Origin of the sequence: Paractinoplanes ferrugineus (genome assembly GCF_016862195.1) — a bacterium.
Lineage (GTDB): Bacteria > Actinomycetota > Actinomycetes > Mycobacteriales > Micromonosporaceae > Actinoplanes > Actinoplanes ferrugineus.
Genome location: NZ_BOMM01000028.1, coordinates 187,300 through 205,828, shown reverse-complemented (window position 1 = coordinate 205,828; position 18,529 = coordinate 187,300). Strand labels below are relative to the sequence as shown.

At 72.8% G+C, this 18,529-nt stretch carries 12 protein-coding genes; 9 read left to right on the top strand and 3 right to left on the bottom strand.

From position 1 onward, the window contains the following. Positions 1-211: 211 nt before the first annotated feature. From ftsH to Afe05nite_RS16205, 3 genes are all read left to right on the top strand, one after another. Positions 212-2,227 carry an ATP-dependent zinc metalloprotease FtsH gene (ftsH, locus tag Afe05nite_RS16215; protein WP_239117864.1) on the top strand — a complete coding sequence of 672 codons (2,016 nt, stop codon included), beginning with the start codon at positions 212-214 and terminating at the stop codon, positions 2,225-2,227. Between the two features lie 155 nt (positions 2,228-2,382). Further along, the gene (locus tag Afe05nite_RS16210) at positions 2,383-3,318 is read left to right on the top strand and encodes a glycoside hydrolase family 16 protein (protein WP_203817927.1); all 936 of its coding nucleotides are present in this window, start codon (positions 2,383-2,385) and stop codon (positions 3,316-3,318) included. 144 nt (positions 3,319-3,462) lie between these two features. Then, positions 3,463-4,338 (top strand): glycoside hydrolase family 16 protein, encoded by an 876-nt coding sequence (locus Afe05nite_RS16205; RefSeq protein ID WP_203817926.1) that lies wholly within the window; start codon positions 3,463-3,465, stop codon positions 4,336-4,338. A gap of 12 nt (positions 4,339-4,350) precedes the next feature. Here the strand turns inward: Afe05nite_RS16205 and Afe05nite_RS16200 are convergent, their stop codons facing one another. After that, positions 4,351-5,541: a PucR family transcriptional regulator gene (locus Afe05nite_RS16200; protein ID WP_203817925.1), complete on the bottom strand. Its 1,191-nt coding sequence runs from the start codon at positions 5,539-5,541 to the stop codon at positions 4,351-4,353. A gap of 241 nt (positions 5,542-5,782) precedes the next feature. On the opposite strand from Afe05nite_RS16200, the gene Afe05nite_RS16195 reads away from it, so the two are divergent. From Afe05nite_RS16195 to Afe05nite_RS16185, 3 genes are all read left to right on the top strand, one after another. Continuing rightward, on the top strand, positions 5,783-6,352 hold the full coding sequence (locus Afe05nite_RS16195) for a TetR/AcrR family transcriptional regulator (RefSeq protein ID WP_203817924.1): 570 nt from the start codon (positions 5,783-5,785) through the stop codon (positions 6,350-6,352). A gap of 16 nt (positions 6,353-6,368) precedes the next feature. Next, on the top strand, positions 6,369-8,552 hold the full coding sequence (locus tag Afe05nite_RS16190; protein WP_203817923.1) for an MMPL family transporter: 2,184 nt from the start codon (positions 6,369-6,371) through the stop codon (positions 8,550-8,552). A gap of 70 nt (positions 8,553-8,622) precedes the next feature. Next, a complete protein-coding gene (locus Afe05nite_RS16185; protein WP_203817922.1) occupies positions 8,623-13,434 on the top strand; it encodes a PDDEXK-like endonuclease domain-containing protein in 4,812 nt (1,603 codons plus the stop codon). Here the strand turns inward: Afe05nite_RS16185 and Afe05nite_RS16180 are convergent. Beyond that, on the bottom strand, positions 13,405-14,067 hold the full coding sequence (locus Afe05nite_RS16180) for a response regulator (RefSeq protein WP_203817921.1): 663 nt from the start codon (positions 14,065-14,067) through the stop codon (positions 13,405-13,407). The genes Afe05nite_RS16185 and Afe05nite_RS16180 overlap by 30 nt on opposite strands. Next, positions 14,064-15,194 carry a sensor histidine kinase gene (locus tag Afe05nite_RS16175; RefSeq protein ID WP_203817920.1) on the bottom strand — a complete coding sequence of 377 codons (1,131 nt, stop codon included), beginning with the start codon at positions 15,192-15,194 and terminating at the stop codon, positions 14,064-14,066. The genes Afe05nite_RS16180 and Afe05nite_RS16175 overlap by 4 nt, the downstream gene beginning before the upstream one ends. 142 nt (positions 15,195-15,336) lie before the next feature. On the opposite strand from Afe05nite_RS16175, the gene Afe05nite_RS16170 reads away from it, so the two are divergent. The 3 genes from Afe05nite_RS16170 to Afe05nite_RS16160 are packed head-to-tail and all read left to right on the top strand — an operon-like array spanning position 15,337 to position 18,508. After that, a complete protein-coding gene (locus tag Afe05nite_RS16170) occupies positions 15,337-16,248 on the top strand; it encodes a carboxymuconolactone decarboxylase family protein (protein WP_203817919.1) in 912 nt (303 codons plus the stop codon). 11 nt (positions 16,249-16,259) lie between these two features. Further along, entirely contained in the window at positions 16,260-16,736 is a 477-nt protein-coding gene (locus Afe05nite_RS16165) for a DUF6220 domain-containing protein (RefSeq protein ID WP_239117863.1), read from the top strand. After that, on the top strand, positions 16,733-18,508 hold the full coding sequence (locus Afe05nite_RS16160) for a multicopper oxidase family protein (protein WP_203817918.1): 1,776 nt from the start codon (positions 16,733-16,735) through the stop codon (positions 18,506-18,508). The genes Afe05nite_RS16165 and Afe05nite_RS16160 overlap by 4 nt, the downstream gene beginning before the upstream one ends. Positions 18,509-18,529: the final 21 nt, after the last annotated feature.

The window sequence follows — 18,529 nt, the reverse complement described above, 5'->3', positions numbered from 1 at the left end:
GGAACTCGACGATCAACCGGATCGAGACCGCGATCGGCCGCAACGCCGCGAAGCCGAACCTGAACGCCGAGGGCCTCAAGACCTGCGCCGTGCAGAAGTAGCAGCTCTGCCCTGAACGGATCTCCGGGTGCCCCCGATCGGCGGTGGGGTGCCCGGAGATCTTCGTTACGCCCTCAGTTTCCGCGCAGAACCGAGCGCTACCTTTGCGCTCATGCCCGCCGATGCGCCGAAGTCACCCACCCGCCACCCGTGGCGGGTCGAGGGTGCGCCGCCCACCGCGCCCGAGCCGGACGGCTCGCGCAAGCCCCGCAACAACTGGCTGCGCTTCGGCTGGATGCTGGTGGTGCTGCTGGCGATCAACTGGATCGTCTCGTCGTTCCTGCTGGCGCCGCCCGAGCGCACCTCGGTGTCGTACACGTACTTCCTGACCCAGGTGCAGTCGGCGAACGTCAAGGAGATCACCTCGACCGGCGACACGATCGAGGGCGAGTTCACCAGGAAGGCGTCCTACACGCCGGCCGGCGAGACCAAGGCCGAGGAGGTCGACCGCTTCACCACCCAGCGGCCCTCGTTCGCCGACGACGACCTGTTCGCCAAGCTGCAGGCCGGCAACGTGCCGGTCAACGCCAACTCGCCGGACAAGTCGGCGCCGGTCTGGCAGCAACTGCTCGTCGGCTTCGGGCCCACCATCCTGCTCGTCGGCCTGCTCGTCTGGTTCAGCCGGCGGGCCGCGGCCGGGCTCGGCGGCGGTGGGCTCGGCGGGTTCGGCCGTTCCCGGGCCAAGCTCTACCAGCCCGAGGGCGGGCCGCGCACCACCTTCGCCGACGTGGCCGGCATCGAGGAGGTCGAGCAGGAGGTCACCGAGATCGTCGACTTCCTGCGCGAGCCCGAGAGATACCGCAAGCTCGGCGCCCAGATCCCGCACGGCGTGCTGCTGTCCGGGCCACCCGGCACCGGCAAGACCCTGCTGGCCCGGGCCGTCGCCGGCGAGGCCCGGGTGCCGTTCTTCTCGATCTCCGCGTCCGAGTTCATCGAGATGATCGTCGGGGTCGGCGCCTCCCGGGTGCGCGACCTGTTCGACCAGGCCAAGAAGGTGGCCCCGGCGATCATCTTCATCGACGAGCTCGACGCGATCGGGCGGGCCCGCGGTGGTTCGCAGTCGCTCGGCGGCAACGACGAGCGCGAGCAGACGCTCAACCAGATCCTCACCGAGATGGACGGCTTCACCGGCGCCGAGGGCGTGGTCGTGCTGGCCGCGACCAACCGGTCCGAGGTCCTCGACTCCGCGCTGCTGCGGCCGGGCCGCTTCGACCGGCGGGTCACGGTCAGCCCGCCCGACCTGGCCGGCCGCCGCGCCATCCTCGAGGTGCACACCCGGGGTGTGCCGGTCGCGCCCGGCGTCGACCTCGGCGCGCTCGCCTCCTCGACCCCGGGCATGGTCGGCGCCGACCTGAAGAACCTGGTCAACGAGGCCGCGCTGCTGGCCGCCCGGCGCGGACACGAGCAGGTGCGGACGCCCGACTTCACCGACGCCCTCGAGAAGATCATGCTCGGCACGGTGCGCGGCATCATGCTCACCCCGGAGGAGAAGGAGCGCACCGCGTTCCACGAGTCCGGGCACGCGCTGCTGGGCATGCTCACCCCGGGCGCCGACCCGGTCCGCAAGATCTCGATCATTCCGCGTGGTCAGGCTCTCGGCGTGACGTTCCAGAGCCCGTCCGCCGACCGCTACGGCTACTCGGCGAAATACCTGCGCGGCCGCATCATCGGCGCGCTCGGCGGCCGGGCCGCGGAGGAGGTCGTCTACGGCGACATGACCACCGGCGCCGAGTCCGACCTCGACCAGGTGAGCAACATCGCCCGGCAGATGGTCGGCCGGTGGGGCATGTCCGACGCGATCGGCCCGGTCACCGTGCTGCCGCCGCCCGGGCAGGAGTCGCCGCTCGGCCTCGACGGCGTCGCCCCCGCGACCAAGGAGCTGATCGACGCCGAGGTCCGCAAGATCGTCGACGAGTGCTACGCCGACGCGCTGCGCCTGCTCCGTGCGCACCGCCCGCAGCTCGACCAGCTGGCGCACCGGCTCCTCGAGAACGAGACCCTCGACGAGGGCGACGCGTACGCCGCGGCCGGCATCGACCGCAGGACGGCGCCCGGCGCGGTGGCCCGTGGTGAGACCCCCGGCACAGTCCCGGCACCCGGCATCACCGCAGCTCCCAGCCCTGCGTGAAGAGATGGTCACGCAGCGCGAGAGTTCCTTAAGTGCCAGCGAACGGCCTCAGCCGCAGGGTTGAGATCACGAACCGTTCCACCGGTCCCGAGCTCGACCGATCGCCGGAAGCATGGCAAAAGTGCCCGGCCGTCGTACCTCTGGAGGGGTTGGTTTTGCTTAAGCGGGTTGCCGCGACCGGTGTGGGGCTTGTTCTTCTCGGCGTCGTCGCTGTGGCGTGCGGGACGGACTCGGAGGGTGCGGCAGCCCTCGAGGAGCGCCACCAGATCCCAGCTACCGCCAGTCCGACGCCGTCGGTCTCCGGCGCGCCGTCGTCCAGCGCGCCGGCCGAACAACGGCTCGGTGCCGCCACCTATCTGACCGCCCCGGCGTCCCCGGCCCCGTCGTCGGCCGCGCCGAAGGCGGCCGCCGCCGCGGCGCCGCCGAACCCGGCCGGCTGGGGCAGTCCGGTGCTGTTCGAGGACTTCGCCGGCCCGCTCTCCGGCAAGTGGGGCGTCTACGACAGCCCGAACGGCACCCCGGCCCGCGCCAACGACCTGGTGTCGGTCTCCGGCGGCATGCTGCACCTGGCCGGGGGAGTGAGCCCGAAGTACGGCAAGGACATCGGCAGCGGGGTGATGTACCTGCCGGCCCAGAAGTACGGCCGGTACGAGGTGCGGTTCCGCACCATGGCCGGCTCCGGCTACGGCGCGGTGGTGCTGCTCTGGCCGCAGAACAACGACGACTGGCCGACCGTCGGCGAGATCGACCTGGCCGAGGTGACCACGGCCGACCGGCGGGAGTTCGGCACTTTCCTGCACCACGGCTCGGCGAACCATCAGGTCGGTACGACCTCGGCGGTCGACTTCACGAAGTTCCACACCATCGCGGTCGAATGGTTGCCGAACCGGGTCACCTATTTCCTGGACGGCAAGAAGTTCTTCAACGTCACCGCCGACAAGATCGAGACGGGTCTGCCGGACGAGTCGGCGATGAACCTGGCGCTCCAGCTCGACCAGGGCTGCGGCGACTACGCGGGGTGTCGCAACGCATCGACTCCCTCACGTGTTGTGATGGACGTCGACTGGGTCCGGATCTACCAGGCACCCTGACCGAACGCACATACTTGCTACGGCCGGGTTACTGATGGGCAGCAGGTCGGGACCTCGGGCCTAATAGGAATGGTTGGCAACTGTTTCCCGATCACCTAGCGTGCACGGGACCTGAACGGAATTCACGGGACTGCGGGAGGGGTTTTGCTCAAGCGGTTGGCCGTGGCGGGGGCCGGGGTCGTCCTCGCGTGCACCGTCGCGGCTTGCGGGGGGACCGGCGAACAGGCCGGCGCCGGCGCGTCGCCGTCCACCGAGTGGGTCGGCAAGACGCCTTCGGGCGGGTCGACCAACCCGGGCAAACAGCTCAGCTCGCCCACCTACCAGACCAGCCCGAAACCGGGCAGTGCGGTCGACTGGGGCGACCCGTTCGTGGTGGAGAACTTCAACGCGCCGCTGGACGACGACTGGGGTGTCTACGACAGCCCCAACGGCAAGCCGCCGCGCAGCTCCGACATGGTGGCGGTGGCCGACGGCATGCTTCAGCTCTCCGGCGGGGTGAGCAAGAAGTCGGGCAAGGACGTCGGCGCGGGCGCGGCCTACTACCGCGACCAGAAGTTCGGCAAGTGGGAGGTCCGCTTCCGGGTCCAGGCCGGCGCCGGGTACGCCCCGGCGGTGCTGCTGTGGCCCGAGGACAACGCGGACTGGCCCAAGAACGGCGAGATCGACATGATGGAGGTCATCGACCCTAAGCGGCAGGGCGGTGGCACCTACCTGCACCACGGCAAGAACAACGAGCACGTGGGCGTCGACTACACCAAGGCCGACTTCACCAGGTTCCACACCGTCGGCGTCGAGTGGCTGCCCTCCCGGGTGACCTATTACCTGGACGGCAAGCCCTACTTCAACGTGACCCCGGACCAGATGGACACCGGCCTGCCCGACGAGGGGCCGATGCACCTGGCGCTCCAGCTCGACCAGGGGTGCGGTTACCCGATCCCGTGCCGCAACGCGCAGACCCCGGAGCGGGTCGTGATGGACGTCGACTGGATCAAGATCTGGAAGTACCGGGGCAAGTCCTGATCGGGCCGCCGCTCAGGAGCCGGGGGCGGCCTCGGCGGGGCGGTGCGACCACGAGCGCAGCGCCCACCACCAGCGCACCGTCTCCAGCACCGGCAGGCCCTCGGCGGGGGTGCCGAAACCGGTGAGGTCCTGCAGCCGCCGCAGGCGGTAGCGGACCGTGTTGGGGTGCAGGTGCAGGGCGCCCGCGGTCAGGTCGAGACGCTGGCCGTGGTCGAGGTACGCCAGCGCGGTGGCGACCAGTTCGCGGTGGAAGTCCTCGGCCGGGGAGAGGGCGCCGAGCAGGCCGTCGGAGAGGAACGCGGCGAGCATCGGCTGTGCTTCCAGGGCCGTCTCGCCGGCCAGTTCGACCACGTCGCAGATGCCGGTGGACTCGCGGGACCGGGCCGCGTGCAGGGCCGTGCGGCACAGCTTGTAGGCGGCGCGGGCGGCGTCGAGCGGGACCGGCGGGGTGGTCACGACGAGCACGGCCGGGTCGAGGGCGCGGCCCGCGGGCAGGCGCGGGGTGAGGCCGGACAGCCGGCCGCCGACCGGGGCCAGCACGCCGCCGCACCGGGCGAACGCCTGCTCGAGCGCGCGCACCCGGGTCGGGTCGGCCACGTCGGAGACCACGCAGTGGTAGCCGCCGCCGTGGTGCAGGCCGAAGCGGGCCGGGTCCTCCTCGGGGCCGGCCGGGCCGCCGTCGTCGTCGAGGAGCAGCCGGCGCAGCACCCGGATGCGGGCGGTGCGGTCGTCGCGGTTGAGGTCACGTTCGGCCTGCCGGTAGCCGTCCATCACGTGGCGTTCCAGGTCGGTGCCGTACCGGTCGAGCTTGAGCAGGGCCTGGAGCAGCTCGTCGTACGGGATGCCGGCGTCGCGCCCGCGGTTGATGGCGATCTCCAGCAGGCGGCTGCGCCCGCCGTGCACCCCGGCGAGCAGCCCCGCCACCGGCACGCCGAGGGCGGCCCGCTCGGCCCCGAACCGCTGGGCCTCGCTGAAGTCGAGGTCGGGGCCGAAGTCGCCGTCGGCCAGCGCGCGGGCGAACGCGGTGAAGCCGGCGTCGAGCAGGGCGGCCACGTGCCGGCGGCTCTCCGCCCAGGGCAGCCGGGCCACCTCGGGGAAGTGCTCGCGCGCCGAGGTCACGACGTCCTCGACCAGGTCGGTGTCGGTGGCCAGTTCGGCCACGAGGGCCGCGACCGTGCCGTTCAGGGAGGATTCAACGGGCATGGGTGCCGCCCTCATCGACGTGAGCCGTTCTCTTGTTCCCGGTACGTTACCGGAAGGTAACAGCGGGGGCAGCTCGCAAAGGCTACAAAAATCGGGCGGACCGCTCCCGGGCCGGATCGACGTTATCCGCCGCCCCGACGGGGAAAACCGGGTTGAATCACACTGGTCCCGACAATTCCTGTGAGGACCACCACGGTCGGTTCCGGACCGGATTGGTCCGTCCCTGTCTAAGCTGGTCCGCATGGCGCGTCCGACGAAGCAACAGATCGAGGACGACATCCTGGAGACCGCCGCCGCGCTCTTCGCCCGGCACGGCTTCAAGGAGACGTCGATCCAGCGCGTGGCCGACGCGGTCGGCTATTCCAAGACCGGCCTGCTGCACCGCTTCCCGACCAAGGAGGCCCTGCAGGAGGCGGTCACCGAGCGGACCCTCGCCGACCTGCTCGCGGTCGCCGGCCAGGCCGCCGATCTGCCGGTCGGGCCGGCGCGCGACCGGGTCGTGATCACCGGGGTGGCCCGGCTCGCGAGCGAGCGCCCGGGAGCGGTCGCGCTGCTGCTCAGCGGCCTGACCAACGCCCCCGAGGACGGCCCGTTGCACGAGTTCGGCGAAGCCGTCTTCGCCGCTTTCGGCGTGGCCGACCCCGACTGCGTCATGGACAGCGACCTGCCACGTCTGGTGCGCATCGTCGGAGCCCTCGGCGCGCTGGCCGTCACCACCGTGGCGATGCACGACAAGCTCACCCCCGCCGCCCTCGCCGACATCGTCGAGGTCAGCTACGACGCGCTCGGCCACGAGCGCCCGAAGAACTAGGCAAGGGACTCCCCTTATGGCAACCCTGCTGCACCGCCTCGGCCTCTCCGCCGTGCGGCACCGGATCCTGGTCACCGTCGTGTGGCTGGCGGCCCTGGTCGCGGTCGGCGTCGGCGCGGCGACCCTGTCCGGGCCGACCGTCAACACGTTCTCGATTCCCGGCCAGGAGTCGACGACCGCGCTCAACCTGATGAAGGAGCGCTTCGGCGCCGCTTCCGGGGGTGCCACCGCGCAGGTGGTCTTCGAGGCCCCGGCCGGTGGCAAGATCACCGACCAGGCGAACGCGGCCCAGGTCGCGCAGACCGTCGCGGTGCTGGGCAAGCTGCCCGGTGTGCTCGCGGCGAGCAACCCGCTCGACCCCAAGCAGCCGATCGTCTCGCGCGACCAGACGGCGGCATACAGCACACTCAGTTACGGCGTGCAGGCCTCGGAGCTCACCGTCGAGCAGCGCGACGCCCTTCTGCAAGCCGTCGACCAGGCGAAGGCCGGCGGGCTGACGGTGGAGGTGCGCGGCGAAGCCTCCAAGGAGTCCGGCGCCGACGTGGGCGGCCCGGCCGAGGGCCTCGGTGTGGTCGTCGCTCTGCTGGTGCTGGCCCTGACGTACGGCTCGCTGGTGGCGGCCGGGATGAACCTGCTGACCGCGATCGTCGGCGTCGGCATCGGCGCGGCCGGCATCTTCACCCTGACCGGCTTCGTCGAGCTCCAGTCGACCACCTCGATCCTGGCGGTGATGCTCGGCCTCGCCGTCGGCATCGACTACGCGCTGTTCATCGTCACCCGGTTCCGCCAGGAGCTGCGCCGGGGCCTGGCGGTGACCGACGCGGCGGCGATGGCGGTCGGCACGGCGGGCTCGGCGGTCGTCACCGCCGGCCTGACCGTGGTGATCGCGCTCGCCGGTCTCTCGGTGGCCGGCATCCCGTTCCTCACCCAGATGGGCCTGGCCGCGGCGGCCACCGTGGTGATCGCCGTCCTGGTCGCGATCACCCTGGTGCCGGCGATCCTCGGGATGATCGGCAAGCGGGCGCTGCCGAAGAAACTGCGCGACGTCCCGCCGGTCGAGCAGACCGACGACGAGCCCGGCCGCGGCTTCTTCAAGGGCTGGGCCAACCTGGTCGCGCACAAGCGCTGGGCCAGCCTGATCATCGCGGTGGCGGCGCTCGCCGTGATCGCCGTCCCGGTCACCAAGATGCAGACCTCGCTGATCCTCAAGGAGGTCCCGGGCAGCACCCAGGCCAAGGCCGACGCGATCATCGCGGATCGGTTCGGCCCGGGCTTCGCCGGGCCGCTGCTGGTCCTGGTGGACGGGTCCGGTTCGGCTTCCTACGCGACCTCGGTACGTCAGCAGGTGAGCACCCTGCCCGGCGTGCTCGTCGCGACCGCCCCCGCCCCGGACGCCAAGGGTGACGCGGCCCTCATCACGATCATCCCGAAGAGCGGCCCGGAGGACACCGAGACCGTCGACCTGGTGCACGCCATCCGCGACAAGGTCGGCGACGGCCCGGACGCCAAGGTCTACGTCACCGGCCAGACGGCGGTCAGCATCGACGTGTCGCAGAAGCTCGACGACGCCCTGCCGATCTATCTGATCCTGGTCGTCGGCCTCGCGTTCGTGCTGCTCGTGCTGGTCTTCCGGTCGATCCTGGTGCCGGTCGCCGGCGTGCTGGGCTTCCTGCTCACGGTCGGGGCCGCGTTCGGCGCCACGGTCGCGGTCTTCCAGTGGGGCTGGCTCGACTTCATCGTCAACGCCAAGGTCAACGGTCCGCTGCTGAGCCTCTCGCCGATCATCATCGTCGGCATCCTGTTCGGCCTGGCGATGGACTACATGGTGTTCATGGTGTCCCGCATGCACGAGGCGCACGCCCACGGCGCCGCCCCCCGCCAGGCGGTGATCAGCGGGTTCCGGCACGCCGCCCCGGTGGTGGTGGCGGCCGCGACGATCATGTTCTCGGTGTTCGCCGGTTTCGTGCCGCAGGGCAACGACACGATCAAGCCGATCGCGTTCGCCCTGGCCATGGGCATCCTGTTCGACGCCCTGGTGGTTCGCATGATCGCCATTCCGGCCGCGATCGCGCTCATGGGCCGGGCCGCGTGGTGGTTCCCGAAGTGGCTGTCGAAGCTCCCGGAGCTCGACGTGGAGGGCATCGCGCTGGAGCGCCGCCCGGCTCAGCGGGCCGACGAGGAGCCCGTCGCGGCACGCTGATCCAAGATCGCCCGCTTCCGATACGGCGAATATCCGGACGGAAGCGGGCGAACTTGCTGGAATTAGGGTTATGCGGCCGGATCATGCAGCGGAACTGAGCGGGCAACCCGACGGCGTGGTCCGGGCCGCGCTCGAAACGTGGCGCTCGGGACTCGTCGACCTGACCGACGCCAACCGCCTGTTGAACTTCGGGCGGACCCCCTCCGACGCGGTGGAGATCACCGGGCCGTCGCCCAAGAGCATCCTGCGGGTGCTCCAGGAGGACGGCGCGTTCGGCTTCCCGGGCGACGACGACGAGCACCGGCAGATCCTGCGCACCCCGATGACCGAGCACGACCTCGGGGCGATGCTGCACAAGTTCTACCGCCGCTCCCGGCAGCAGCTGATCGACCGCGGGGTGAGCTCGCTCTACCTGGCGCTCGGCATGCTGCACTGGACCGACGAGCGCAACACCCCGCACGAGAGCCCGATCCTGCTCGTGCCGGTGGAGATCGACCCGGTCGGGCCGGTGCTGCGGGCCCGCCCCGACGACCCGATCGTCAACCCCGCCCTCGCCCTGCGGATGGAACCGCAGGACATCGAGCTGCCCGAGGTGACCTCGCTGGCCGAGCTCGACGTCACGGTCCTGTGGGCGCACATCGACGTGGCGATCGGCGAACGGCCCGGCTGGTACGCCGACGAGACCGTCCTGCTGTCCATGTTCGGCGTGCACCGCGAGTTCATCCACGCCGACCTGGTCGAGAGCGAACCGCACATCGCCGAGCACCCGCTCGTGCGGGCCCTCGCCACCCGGGACGCGGACCGGGCGTTCGCCTTCGACCCGATCGACGCCGCCGTGATCGACGAGGCCGCCCCGGCCGAGGAGCAGCCGCTGCTGCTCGACGCGGACGCCTCCCAGCGCGCCTGCGTGGCCGCCGCCCTGGCCGGGCACAGTTTCGTGCTCGACGGCGCGCCGGGCAGCGGCAAGTCGCAGACCATCGCCAACATCGTCGGCTGCCTGCTGCACGCCGGCAAACGGGTGCTGGTGGTCTCGGAGAAGGCGGCCGCGCTCGACACCGTGCACCGGCGGTTGTCCGAGGCCGGGCTCGGCAACTACCTGCTGCCGCTGCACAGCGACCTGACCGGGCGGCGGGAGGTGGCGGCCGCGCTGTCCGAGGCGATCGACACCGACCCGGTGCCGCTGGCCGCGATGGACCCGATCGACCGGCGCGCGGTGCGGGAGCGGCGGGAGCGGCTCACCTCGTACGCCGAAAGTCTCAACCGCGTGCGGCCGCCGCTCGGCCGGAGCCTGCACGAGATCATCGGGGTGATCGCCACCCGGCCGGACGTTCCCGCCGCGCCGGTGCCCGCCGACATCCCCGCCGAGCTGACCCCGGACGCCCTGCTCGCCATCCGCGACGCCGTCGGCCGGCTCGGCCGGCTGCGCAGCGCGACCTACCTGTGGCGCGACGCCGTCGAGCGCGAGCCGATGGAGGGCCGGCTGCGCGCCGCCCTGGCCGCCCTCGGTCAGCTGGCCGAGACGGTGATCGCCAACTCGGCCCTCGCCGACGCCTTCGACCTGCACGAACCGGCCGGGGCGAGCACCCTCGCCGCGCTGAGCACACACGCCGGGCTCCGCCCCGCCACGATCGTGCCGGAATGGCTCACCGCGACCAGCCTCGCGCCGGTCCGGGAAGCCGCCGACGACCTCACCAGACACCTGGCCGCGCTGCGCTACGGCGGGATCCCGTGGGCCGAGCTGCCGTCCGCGGCCGACCTCACCTCGGTGCCCGACCTCTCGCACCTGACCCCGCCGCCGCTCGACCTGCGCCCGCTCAACTCCGCCCAGGCCGAGCACCTGGCCAACAAGTTCGCCGAGGAGGCCGACCGGCTCGAGACCCGGCAGGAGAGCCTCGACCGGGTCACCGCCCGTCTCGGCCTGCCGAATGTCGTCACCTTCCCGGACTCCGCCCGGGTGGTGACGATCGCCCAGCTGATCTCCCGGGACAACAAGCCGGAGGCCGCCTGGTTCAAGGACGGCGGGATGGCGGCCGCGCACGCCGCCGTGCGCTCGCTGCGGCTCGCCGTCGAAGCCGTGCAGGCCGCCGAGGCGCAGGCCCGCCGGCACTTCGACGAGGGCGTGCTCAACGAGCCGATCGAGGAGATGGCCGACCGGCTCAACAACCGGCGTGGCGCCCGCAAGCTGATGCGCACCTACCGGCGGGACAAGAAGGCCGCGATCGACGCGGCGCTGCCCGAGGTGAAGCCGGAGGACGCGGTCGCCAACGTCGAGGACGCGGCGAACTGGAAAGCCGCCCTCGACCACCTCGAGGAGATGGCCGACGAGCACGCCGACATCCTCGGCCGGCACTGGGACGGCCTCGACACCGACTTCACCGCCGTCCAGGAGGCCCTGCACAACGCCGACGAGGTTATCCTGCACACGCCGCCGGAGGCGCTCGCCGCCGTCGTCGTGCACGTCACCGCGCCCCGCCCGAACAGCGCCCTGCTGCGCATCGTCAACGAGGCCCGCGACGAGTTCGAACGCTTCCGCACCACGCTGCGCGAGCCACCCGCCCGCGCGCCCCGTCCCGAACTGGGCGAGGGCGCCGTGCAGGACGCCGTCATCTGGATGCGCGCGCACATCGGCCCGCTGCGCGCCGCCGCCGAGATGCTGCGCGCCTACGGCGGCCCCACCGGGCGCGGCGACCTCACCCTCGCCGAGGCGGTGGAGATCGCCGAGCAACGGCAGGCGGCGGTCGACGCCGAAGCCGCGATCTGGTCGGCGGCCGGCCCGCACGCCGCCGTGCTCGGCTCGATCTACCGCGGCACCAAGACCAACGACGAGCTGATGAACCAGATAGTCGAGTGGACCGCCGCGGCCCGCCGCATCCACACCGGGCAGGACGGGGCCCTCACCACCGAGCAGGCGCTGGCCCTCGCCGAGGCGAAACCCAGCGACGGGCTGTCGGCCGCGGTGGCCGGCTGGGAGAACGCCCGCGAGCAGGTGCTCGCCGCGTTCGGGCCGGACCGCCGGGCCGAGCTGAACACCCACCTCGGCGACTACGACAGCGCCCGGGACCTGCTGATGGACCTGATCCACGACACCGCGGGGCAGCCCGAGTGGTTCGTCCACTCCGACGCCCGCGACATCATCCTGTCCTTCGGGCTCGCCGCCGCCCTCGACTACTGCGCCGACCAGGACGTCGAGGCCGAGCAGATCTGGCCCGTACTCGAGAAGGCTCTCTATCGGGGTTGGGCCGACGCGGTCATCCGGGACGACGGCGGGCTGCTGCCGACCGACGCCGAGGAACGGGAGCATCTGGTCGAGGTGTTCCGGCTGCTCGACACCGAGCTGAACGGGGCCGCGCTGGCCGACATCGTCTACGCGGTGGAGGCCCGCCGGCCGTCCGCGGCCACCACCGGCGAGCCCGCCCTGATCCGCCGCGAGGGCAACAAACGCACCGGGCACCTGGCCGTCCGGGATCTGATCGCCCAGGCCCGGCACGCGGTGCAGGCCCTCAAGCCGTGCTTCCTGATGTCGCCGCTGTCGGTGAGCCGCCTGCTGCCGCCGGAGATCGAGTTCGACGTCGTGATCATCGACGAGGCGTCGCAGGTCACCACGGCCGACGCGATCAACTGCGTCTACCGCGGCGACGCGCTGATCGTGGCCGGCGACGAACGGCAGCTGCCCCCGACCACCTTCTACGACCGGGTCGAGGACGACGTCACCGACTTCCCGTCGATCCTCGACCTCGCCAAGCTGACGTTCCCGACCCTCGAACTGGACTGGCACCACCGCAGCCGGCACGAGGCGCTGTTCGCCTTCGCCAACCTCGCCTACTACGGCGGGCGCGTGGTCAGCCTGCCCCGCGCCTACGCCCGCGAACCCGACCACGGCGTGCAGCTCTACCACGTCGACGGCGTCTACCACCGGCTCACCACCTCGGACAACACGATCGAGGCGGACGCGGTCGCGGCCCGGGTGCTGCACCACTTCACCCACCGGCCGGGCCGCTCACTGGGCGTGGTGACGCTGTCGGTGGCGCAGGCCGACGCCATCGAGGAGGCCGTCCAGCGGGTGATCTCCGAACGGCCCGACCTCGAACACCTCATGGACGACTCGGACCGGCTCAACGGCTTCTTCGTCAAGAGCCTGGAGGCGGTGCAGGGCGACGTGCGCGACGTGGTGATCCTGTCGGTCGGTTACGGCTACGACGAGACCGACAAGATCAGTACGAACTTCGGGGTGCTCAACCGGCCGAAGGGCTGGCGCCGGCTCAACGTCGCGATCACCCGCGCCCGGCAGCGTCTCGAGGTCGTCTCGTCGATCCACGCGTCCGACGTGCCGGACATGGGCAACGAGAGCATCCGGCACCTCAAGGCCTTCCTCGAGTACGCCGAACGCGACGCCGCCACGCTCGGGCGCGACAGCACCGACCGCGACGGCATCACCGATTTCGAGGAGTCGGTGCTGTCCACGATCACCGGCTGGGGTTTCCAGGTGCGGCGGCGGATCGGGGCCTCCGGGCACTGGATCGACCTCGGCGTCCTGCACCCCGAGCACCCCGACGAGGTGTACGCGCTGGGCATCGAGTTCGACGGCCCCGGTTACCGCAAGGTCGCCGCCGCCCGCGACCGGGACCGCCTGCGCGAGCAGGAACTCCGCGAGCTCGGCTGGCACATGCACCGGGTCTGGTCGACCGCCTGGTATGCCAACCAGGCCCAGGAGGCGGGCCGGCTGCTCGGCGCGATCCAGCGGGCCCTGGCCGACCCGGCGCCCGGCTTCGACCGGCTGCCCGGCCGCGCGTGGGGCGGGGTGGCCCACCGGCCGATCGGGCACGTGCTCGTCGAGCCGTCGGTCGAGGACATCTCAGCGGTGCCGGGGGGCGACGAGGCCTGACTCGTACGCCCAGACCACCAGCTGGGCCCGGTCGCGGCAGTGCAGTTTGCTCATCGCCCGGTTGATGTGGGTCTTCACGGTCAGCGGGCTGATCACCATGCGCGCGGCCAGCTCGTCGTTGCTCAGCCCGCGCGCCACCAGCTGGACGATCTCCTGCTCGCGGGCGGTCAGCGCGTCCCGCCCGGCGGCCGGGTCGGCCGGGGCCGGACGGGTGACGAACTCGCTGATCAGCGTGCGGGTCACGGCCGGGGCGAGCAGCGCGTCACCACGGGCCACCACCCCGATCGCCGACAACAGGTCGGCCGGGTCGGCGTCCTTGAGCAGGAACCCGCTGGCCCCGGCCCGCAACGCGGCGAAGACGTAGGAGTCCAGGCCGTAGTTGGTGAGGACCAGCACCCGTACGCCGTCGAGCTGCGGGTCGGCGGCGATCCGCCGGGTCGCCTCGATGCCGTCGAGCCCCGGCATCTGCACGTCCATCAGCACCACGTCGGGCCGCAACCGGCGGGTCAGCTCGACCGCGGCGGCGCCGTCGGCGGCCTCACCCACGACGGTCATCCGTTCCTCGGCGTCGATCAGCGACCGGAACCCGACACGCATCAGCGCCTGGTCGTCGACGAGCAGAACGCCGATCACCGCACACCCTCGGCGTCCAGCGGGATCGCGGCTCGCACCTCGAAGCCGCCGCCGGCGCGGTGGGCGGTGCGCAACGTGCCGCCGAGCCCGGTGACCCGCTCGCGCATCCCGCGCAGGCCGACACCCGGCGTCAGCGGTCCGCCCGGCCGCCGGCCGTCGTCCGTCACCGAGACGGTGAGCAGCGCCGGGGCATAGTCGACGTGCACCTCGGCGGTGGCCGGCCCGGCATGCCGGGCGACGTTGGTCAGCGCCTCCTGGACCACCCGGTAACCGGCCTCGTCCACCTCGTCGGGCAGGCTCGGCGGCTGGCCCGAGACGCGCACCCGCACCGGCACCCCGGCCGCCTCGGTGCGCTCGGCCAGCTCACCGACCCGGGCCAGGCCGAGCCGGTCGGCGTCGGGCGAGCGCAGCACGTCGAGCGTGGCCCGCAGCTCGCGCATCGCGGCCCCGCTGGCCTCCTGGATCGCCAGCAGCGCGGCGGACGGCTCGGCCCCGGCCTTGCGGGCCAGGTGCACCGCGATCCCGGCCTGCACCTTGACCACCGAGATGCTGTGGGTCAGCGAGTCGTGCAGATCGCGGGCGATCCGCAGCCGCTCCTCCCCGGCCCGGCGCAACGCCGTCTCCTCCCGGGTGCGCTCGGCCTCGGCCGCCCGCTCCTCGGCCTGGCGCAGGTAGGCCCGATGCTGCCGGGCCACCAGCGCCGCCACGTTCACCGCCACGAACCAGCCCAGCAGCAGGGAGGTGCGCTCGAACAGGACCTGGCCGGGGCGGCCGGGCGGCGCCGCCGAGATGTCGCGGGCCAGGAAACCGGTCAGGAACAGCACACTCGCCAGGCGCGCGGGCCACCGGAAGTCCCGCCACGCGGCCAGACACACCATGCCGAGCACCGGGAAGGCGGCGGTCACCCCGGCGTGCACCCGGATGTGCACGGCAAGCATGGTCGCCGTGACCACGGCCAGGGCCGGCACCGGGAACCGCCGGGCCACCGCCACGGCCGCCACCATGAGCAGCACCAGCAGGACGTCGGCGAGGCGCACCGGGCCGGCGTCGGGGGCGAACGCCGCGTTGCCGAGCAGCACGGCGCCGAGGGTGACGCCGGCGAGGGCGTAGGGCAGATCCGGACGCATGACGGCACTTTAGGACGGACGACCACCGCGGGACATCCAACCTGGGTAGTACCCGACCGTACCTCCACAGTGGTGCCGGAGCGCGACCAGATGCCTGCGCCGGCTGGACGCCTTCCCGGCGCCCCGCGACGAGCATCGAGGCATGACATACCGCTTCTTCACGCCGTCCCCGGCCCGGACGGCGACCGGCCTCCTGGCCGACGTCCACCGGCAGATGCGCGAGGAATACCACGGGCCGATGCCCACCTTCCAGGCACTGTCCCCGGCTCCCGAGCTGCTGGCCGCGACCTGGACGCTGACCCGGGCGGCCCGGCTGGCCGGCGACACCGACCGGGCCGGCCGCGAGGTCGTCGCGTTCGCGGTGTCCCGGGCCAACCGCTGCCGGTTCTGCGCCGCCGTCCACGTGTCCGAACTGCACACGCTCGGCGAGCACGACCTGGCCGAGACCATCGCCGCGGGCGGCACCCCGCCCGACCCGTGGCACGCCGGGCTGATGGCCTGGGCCTCGGCCAGCCGCAAGCCGCGGGCCGGTTGGTGGATCGGCCAGTACCGCCCCGAGATCGTCGGCACCCTGCTGACCGTCCACTTCGTCAACCGCGTCGTCCGCGCCCTGCTCGTGCCGGGCCTGCTGCCGGGCGGGCGGCCGGGCGGGCGGTCCCCGGGCGGGCGGGCGGCGGCGCCGATCGGGGGCGACGCGGTCGGGCCGGCGGCGGCCTACGCGGCGCTGCGTGCCGCCGCCGCCCGGGGTGGTGACCAGCTGAGCGAACTCGCCCGGGACACCGTGCGCGGCACGGTCGGCTGGGAGAGCGGACAGCACCCCGAGGAGCCCGCCGCCTGGGCCACCGACCTGGTGCGCGACCTGCCCCCGGCGGATCGGGTGGGCGCCCGGATCGCGCTGCTCGCGGCCTTCGCGCCGGCGGCGATCAGCCGCGGCGACGTCGGCCTGTGGCGGCTGTCCCGCCCGGCCGACGCCGACCTCGTCCGGCTCGTCGCCTACGGCGCGATCACCGCCACCGACCACGTCGCCGGGGCGCTCGCCCCGGCCCGCCACTGAGGACGGTCACCATGCGTAGAGCGTTCGTCATCGCCGGCGGCCTGCTTCTGCTGGCCCTCTCCCTGCAGTTCGTGTTCGCCGCCGTCGGCGCGTTCACCCGGCCCGCCGCCGACGGCTCGTACGTGCTGCACACCGTCAACGGCTCCGCGGTGATCCCGGCCCTGACCGTCCTCACCGTCCTGCTCGCCGCTCTGGCCAGGGCGCCCGGCCGGCTGATCGCGCTGGCCGCCCTGCCCCTCGGCCTGGTGATCCTGCAGATGCTGCTCGCCGCCATGGCCAAGGGACTCACCGACGACGCCGGCGGCAGCACCACGGTCGGCCTGATCATCGGTGGCTTGCACGCGGTCAACGGCATCGTCGCGGTGCACGTCGTGCTCGGCGTGACCCGAGCGGCGCGGCGCCTGGAGCTGTCGGCCGCGTCCCCGGCCGCGGGTGCTGAGCCGGCCGCGGGTGCGGCGAACAATGCCGGCGTGGACCGGCCCGCATGAGCACCGGCCCGCTGCTCGTCACCGATCTGCTGGTGGCCGTCGTCGCGGCGGCCGGTTGGCTCGGCGCCGGTGGGGCGGCCGCGGCCGGCTCCCGCCGGGTGGCGCTGGGCGTGGCGGCCGGTGCGCTGGTCGCCACCCTCACCCGGCTGGTCACGGTGGTGGCGCTGGCCCGCGCCGGGTGGTGGTTCGCGGCGGAGAAGGTGCTCATCGCCGAGCCGCTGTCGCTGGCCGGGACCGTCGGCGCCGGGGCGTGGCTGAGCCGGCCCGCACGCGAGACCGGGGCCGTCGACGCCGGGGCGTGGCGGATCCGGCTGCCGCGCGAGATCGGCGGCGCCGCGGTCGGGTTTCTCCTCGCCGGGTACGCCTCGACGGCCGGCCTTCTGGTCACAGTGCTGCACGGCTACCCGGCGTCGGCCGGGACCGGCCTGCTCGCCATCGCCGCCGTGGCCGCGGCGACCGCCGTCACCTGGCGCCTCCTCGGGCCGCGGCCGGCCCCGGTGGTGTCCCGGGCGGTTCTGGCGGTGGCGGCCGCGGCCCTGGTGGCCGGGGTGGGGCTCAGTGCCGCGCCGGGGGCGGCGGCCGGCGTACACGATCATCGGGGTTATCCGGCCGCCCTGGCCGTCGGCGAGCCGACCAGGCGGTTCACCCTCACCGCCGGGGTGCGGGGCGCGGCGTGGGCGTTCAACGGGCAGGTGCCCGGCCCCGAACTGGCGGTGACCGTCGGCGACGTCGTCGAGGTGACCCTGCGCAACCGGGACATCGAGCAGGGCGTCACCCTGCACTGGCACGGTTACGACGTGCCGAACGCCCAGGACGGGGTGCCCGGCGTGACCCAGGACGCGGTGCGCCCCGGCCAGGAGTTCGTCTACCGTTTCCGCGCCGACCAACCCGGCACGTACTGGTACCACACGCACGAGGCGTCCTCCCTCGGCGTACGCAAAGGACTGTTCGGGGTGTTCGTGGTCCGCCCCGCCGCCGTGACCGGAGTGGATCGCGTCGTCGGCGGCCCGTTCGTCGAACGGGTGCGCCCCGGCACCCCCGTCCGCCTGCGCCTGGTCAACACCGGCAACACCACCCACCGGTACGCGCCGGCCGGCGCACCCTTCCGCGTCGCCGCCATCGACGGCGTGGACCTGCGCGGACCCACCGACCTGACCGACACCGCCGTGGCCATCCCGGCCGGCGGCCGCTACGACCTGACCCTGACCGCGCCCGCCACCCCGATCACCCTGTTCGTCGACGGCAAGGCCACCTATTCCACGGTCGCCGCCACCGCCACCGCCACCGCCGCCTCGGCCGCGCCGATCGCCGCCGCTTCGACCCGGACCTGGCCGGTGCTGGACCCGCTCACCTACGGCTCGGCCGCACCCGCGCCCTGGCCGCGCGCCGACCGCGAATTCACCCTCGTCCTGGACCGCGGCATCGACCTGCGCCGCCTCGTCCCGCGTTACGCCCACACGGTCGGCGGGGCCGCCTACCCGCACATCCCGAACCAGACCGTCCGCCGGGGGGAGACCGTCGAGTTCACCGTCGTGAACCGTGCCCTGGTCGTCCACCCCTGGCACCTGCACGGTTTCCACGTGCTCGTCCTGTCCCGCAACGGAGTCCGGGCGACCGGCAGTCCACTGTGGCTGGACTCGTTCGACGTCCGCCCGGGTGAGGTGTGGGAGGTGACCTTCCGCGCCGACAACCCGGGCGTGTGGGCCAACCACTGCCACAACCTGCCCCACGCCGACGCGGGCATGATGCTGCACCTCACGGTCGGAGGCTAGGGGTGGGGCTGCCGGGGTGCC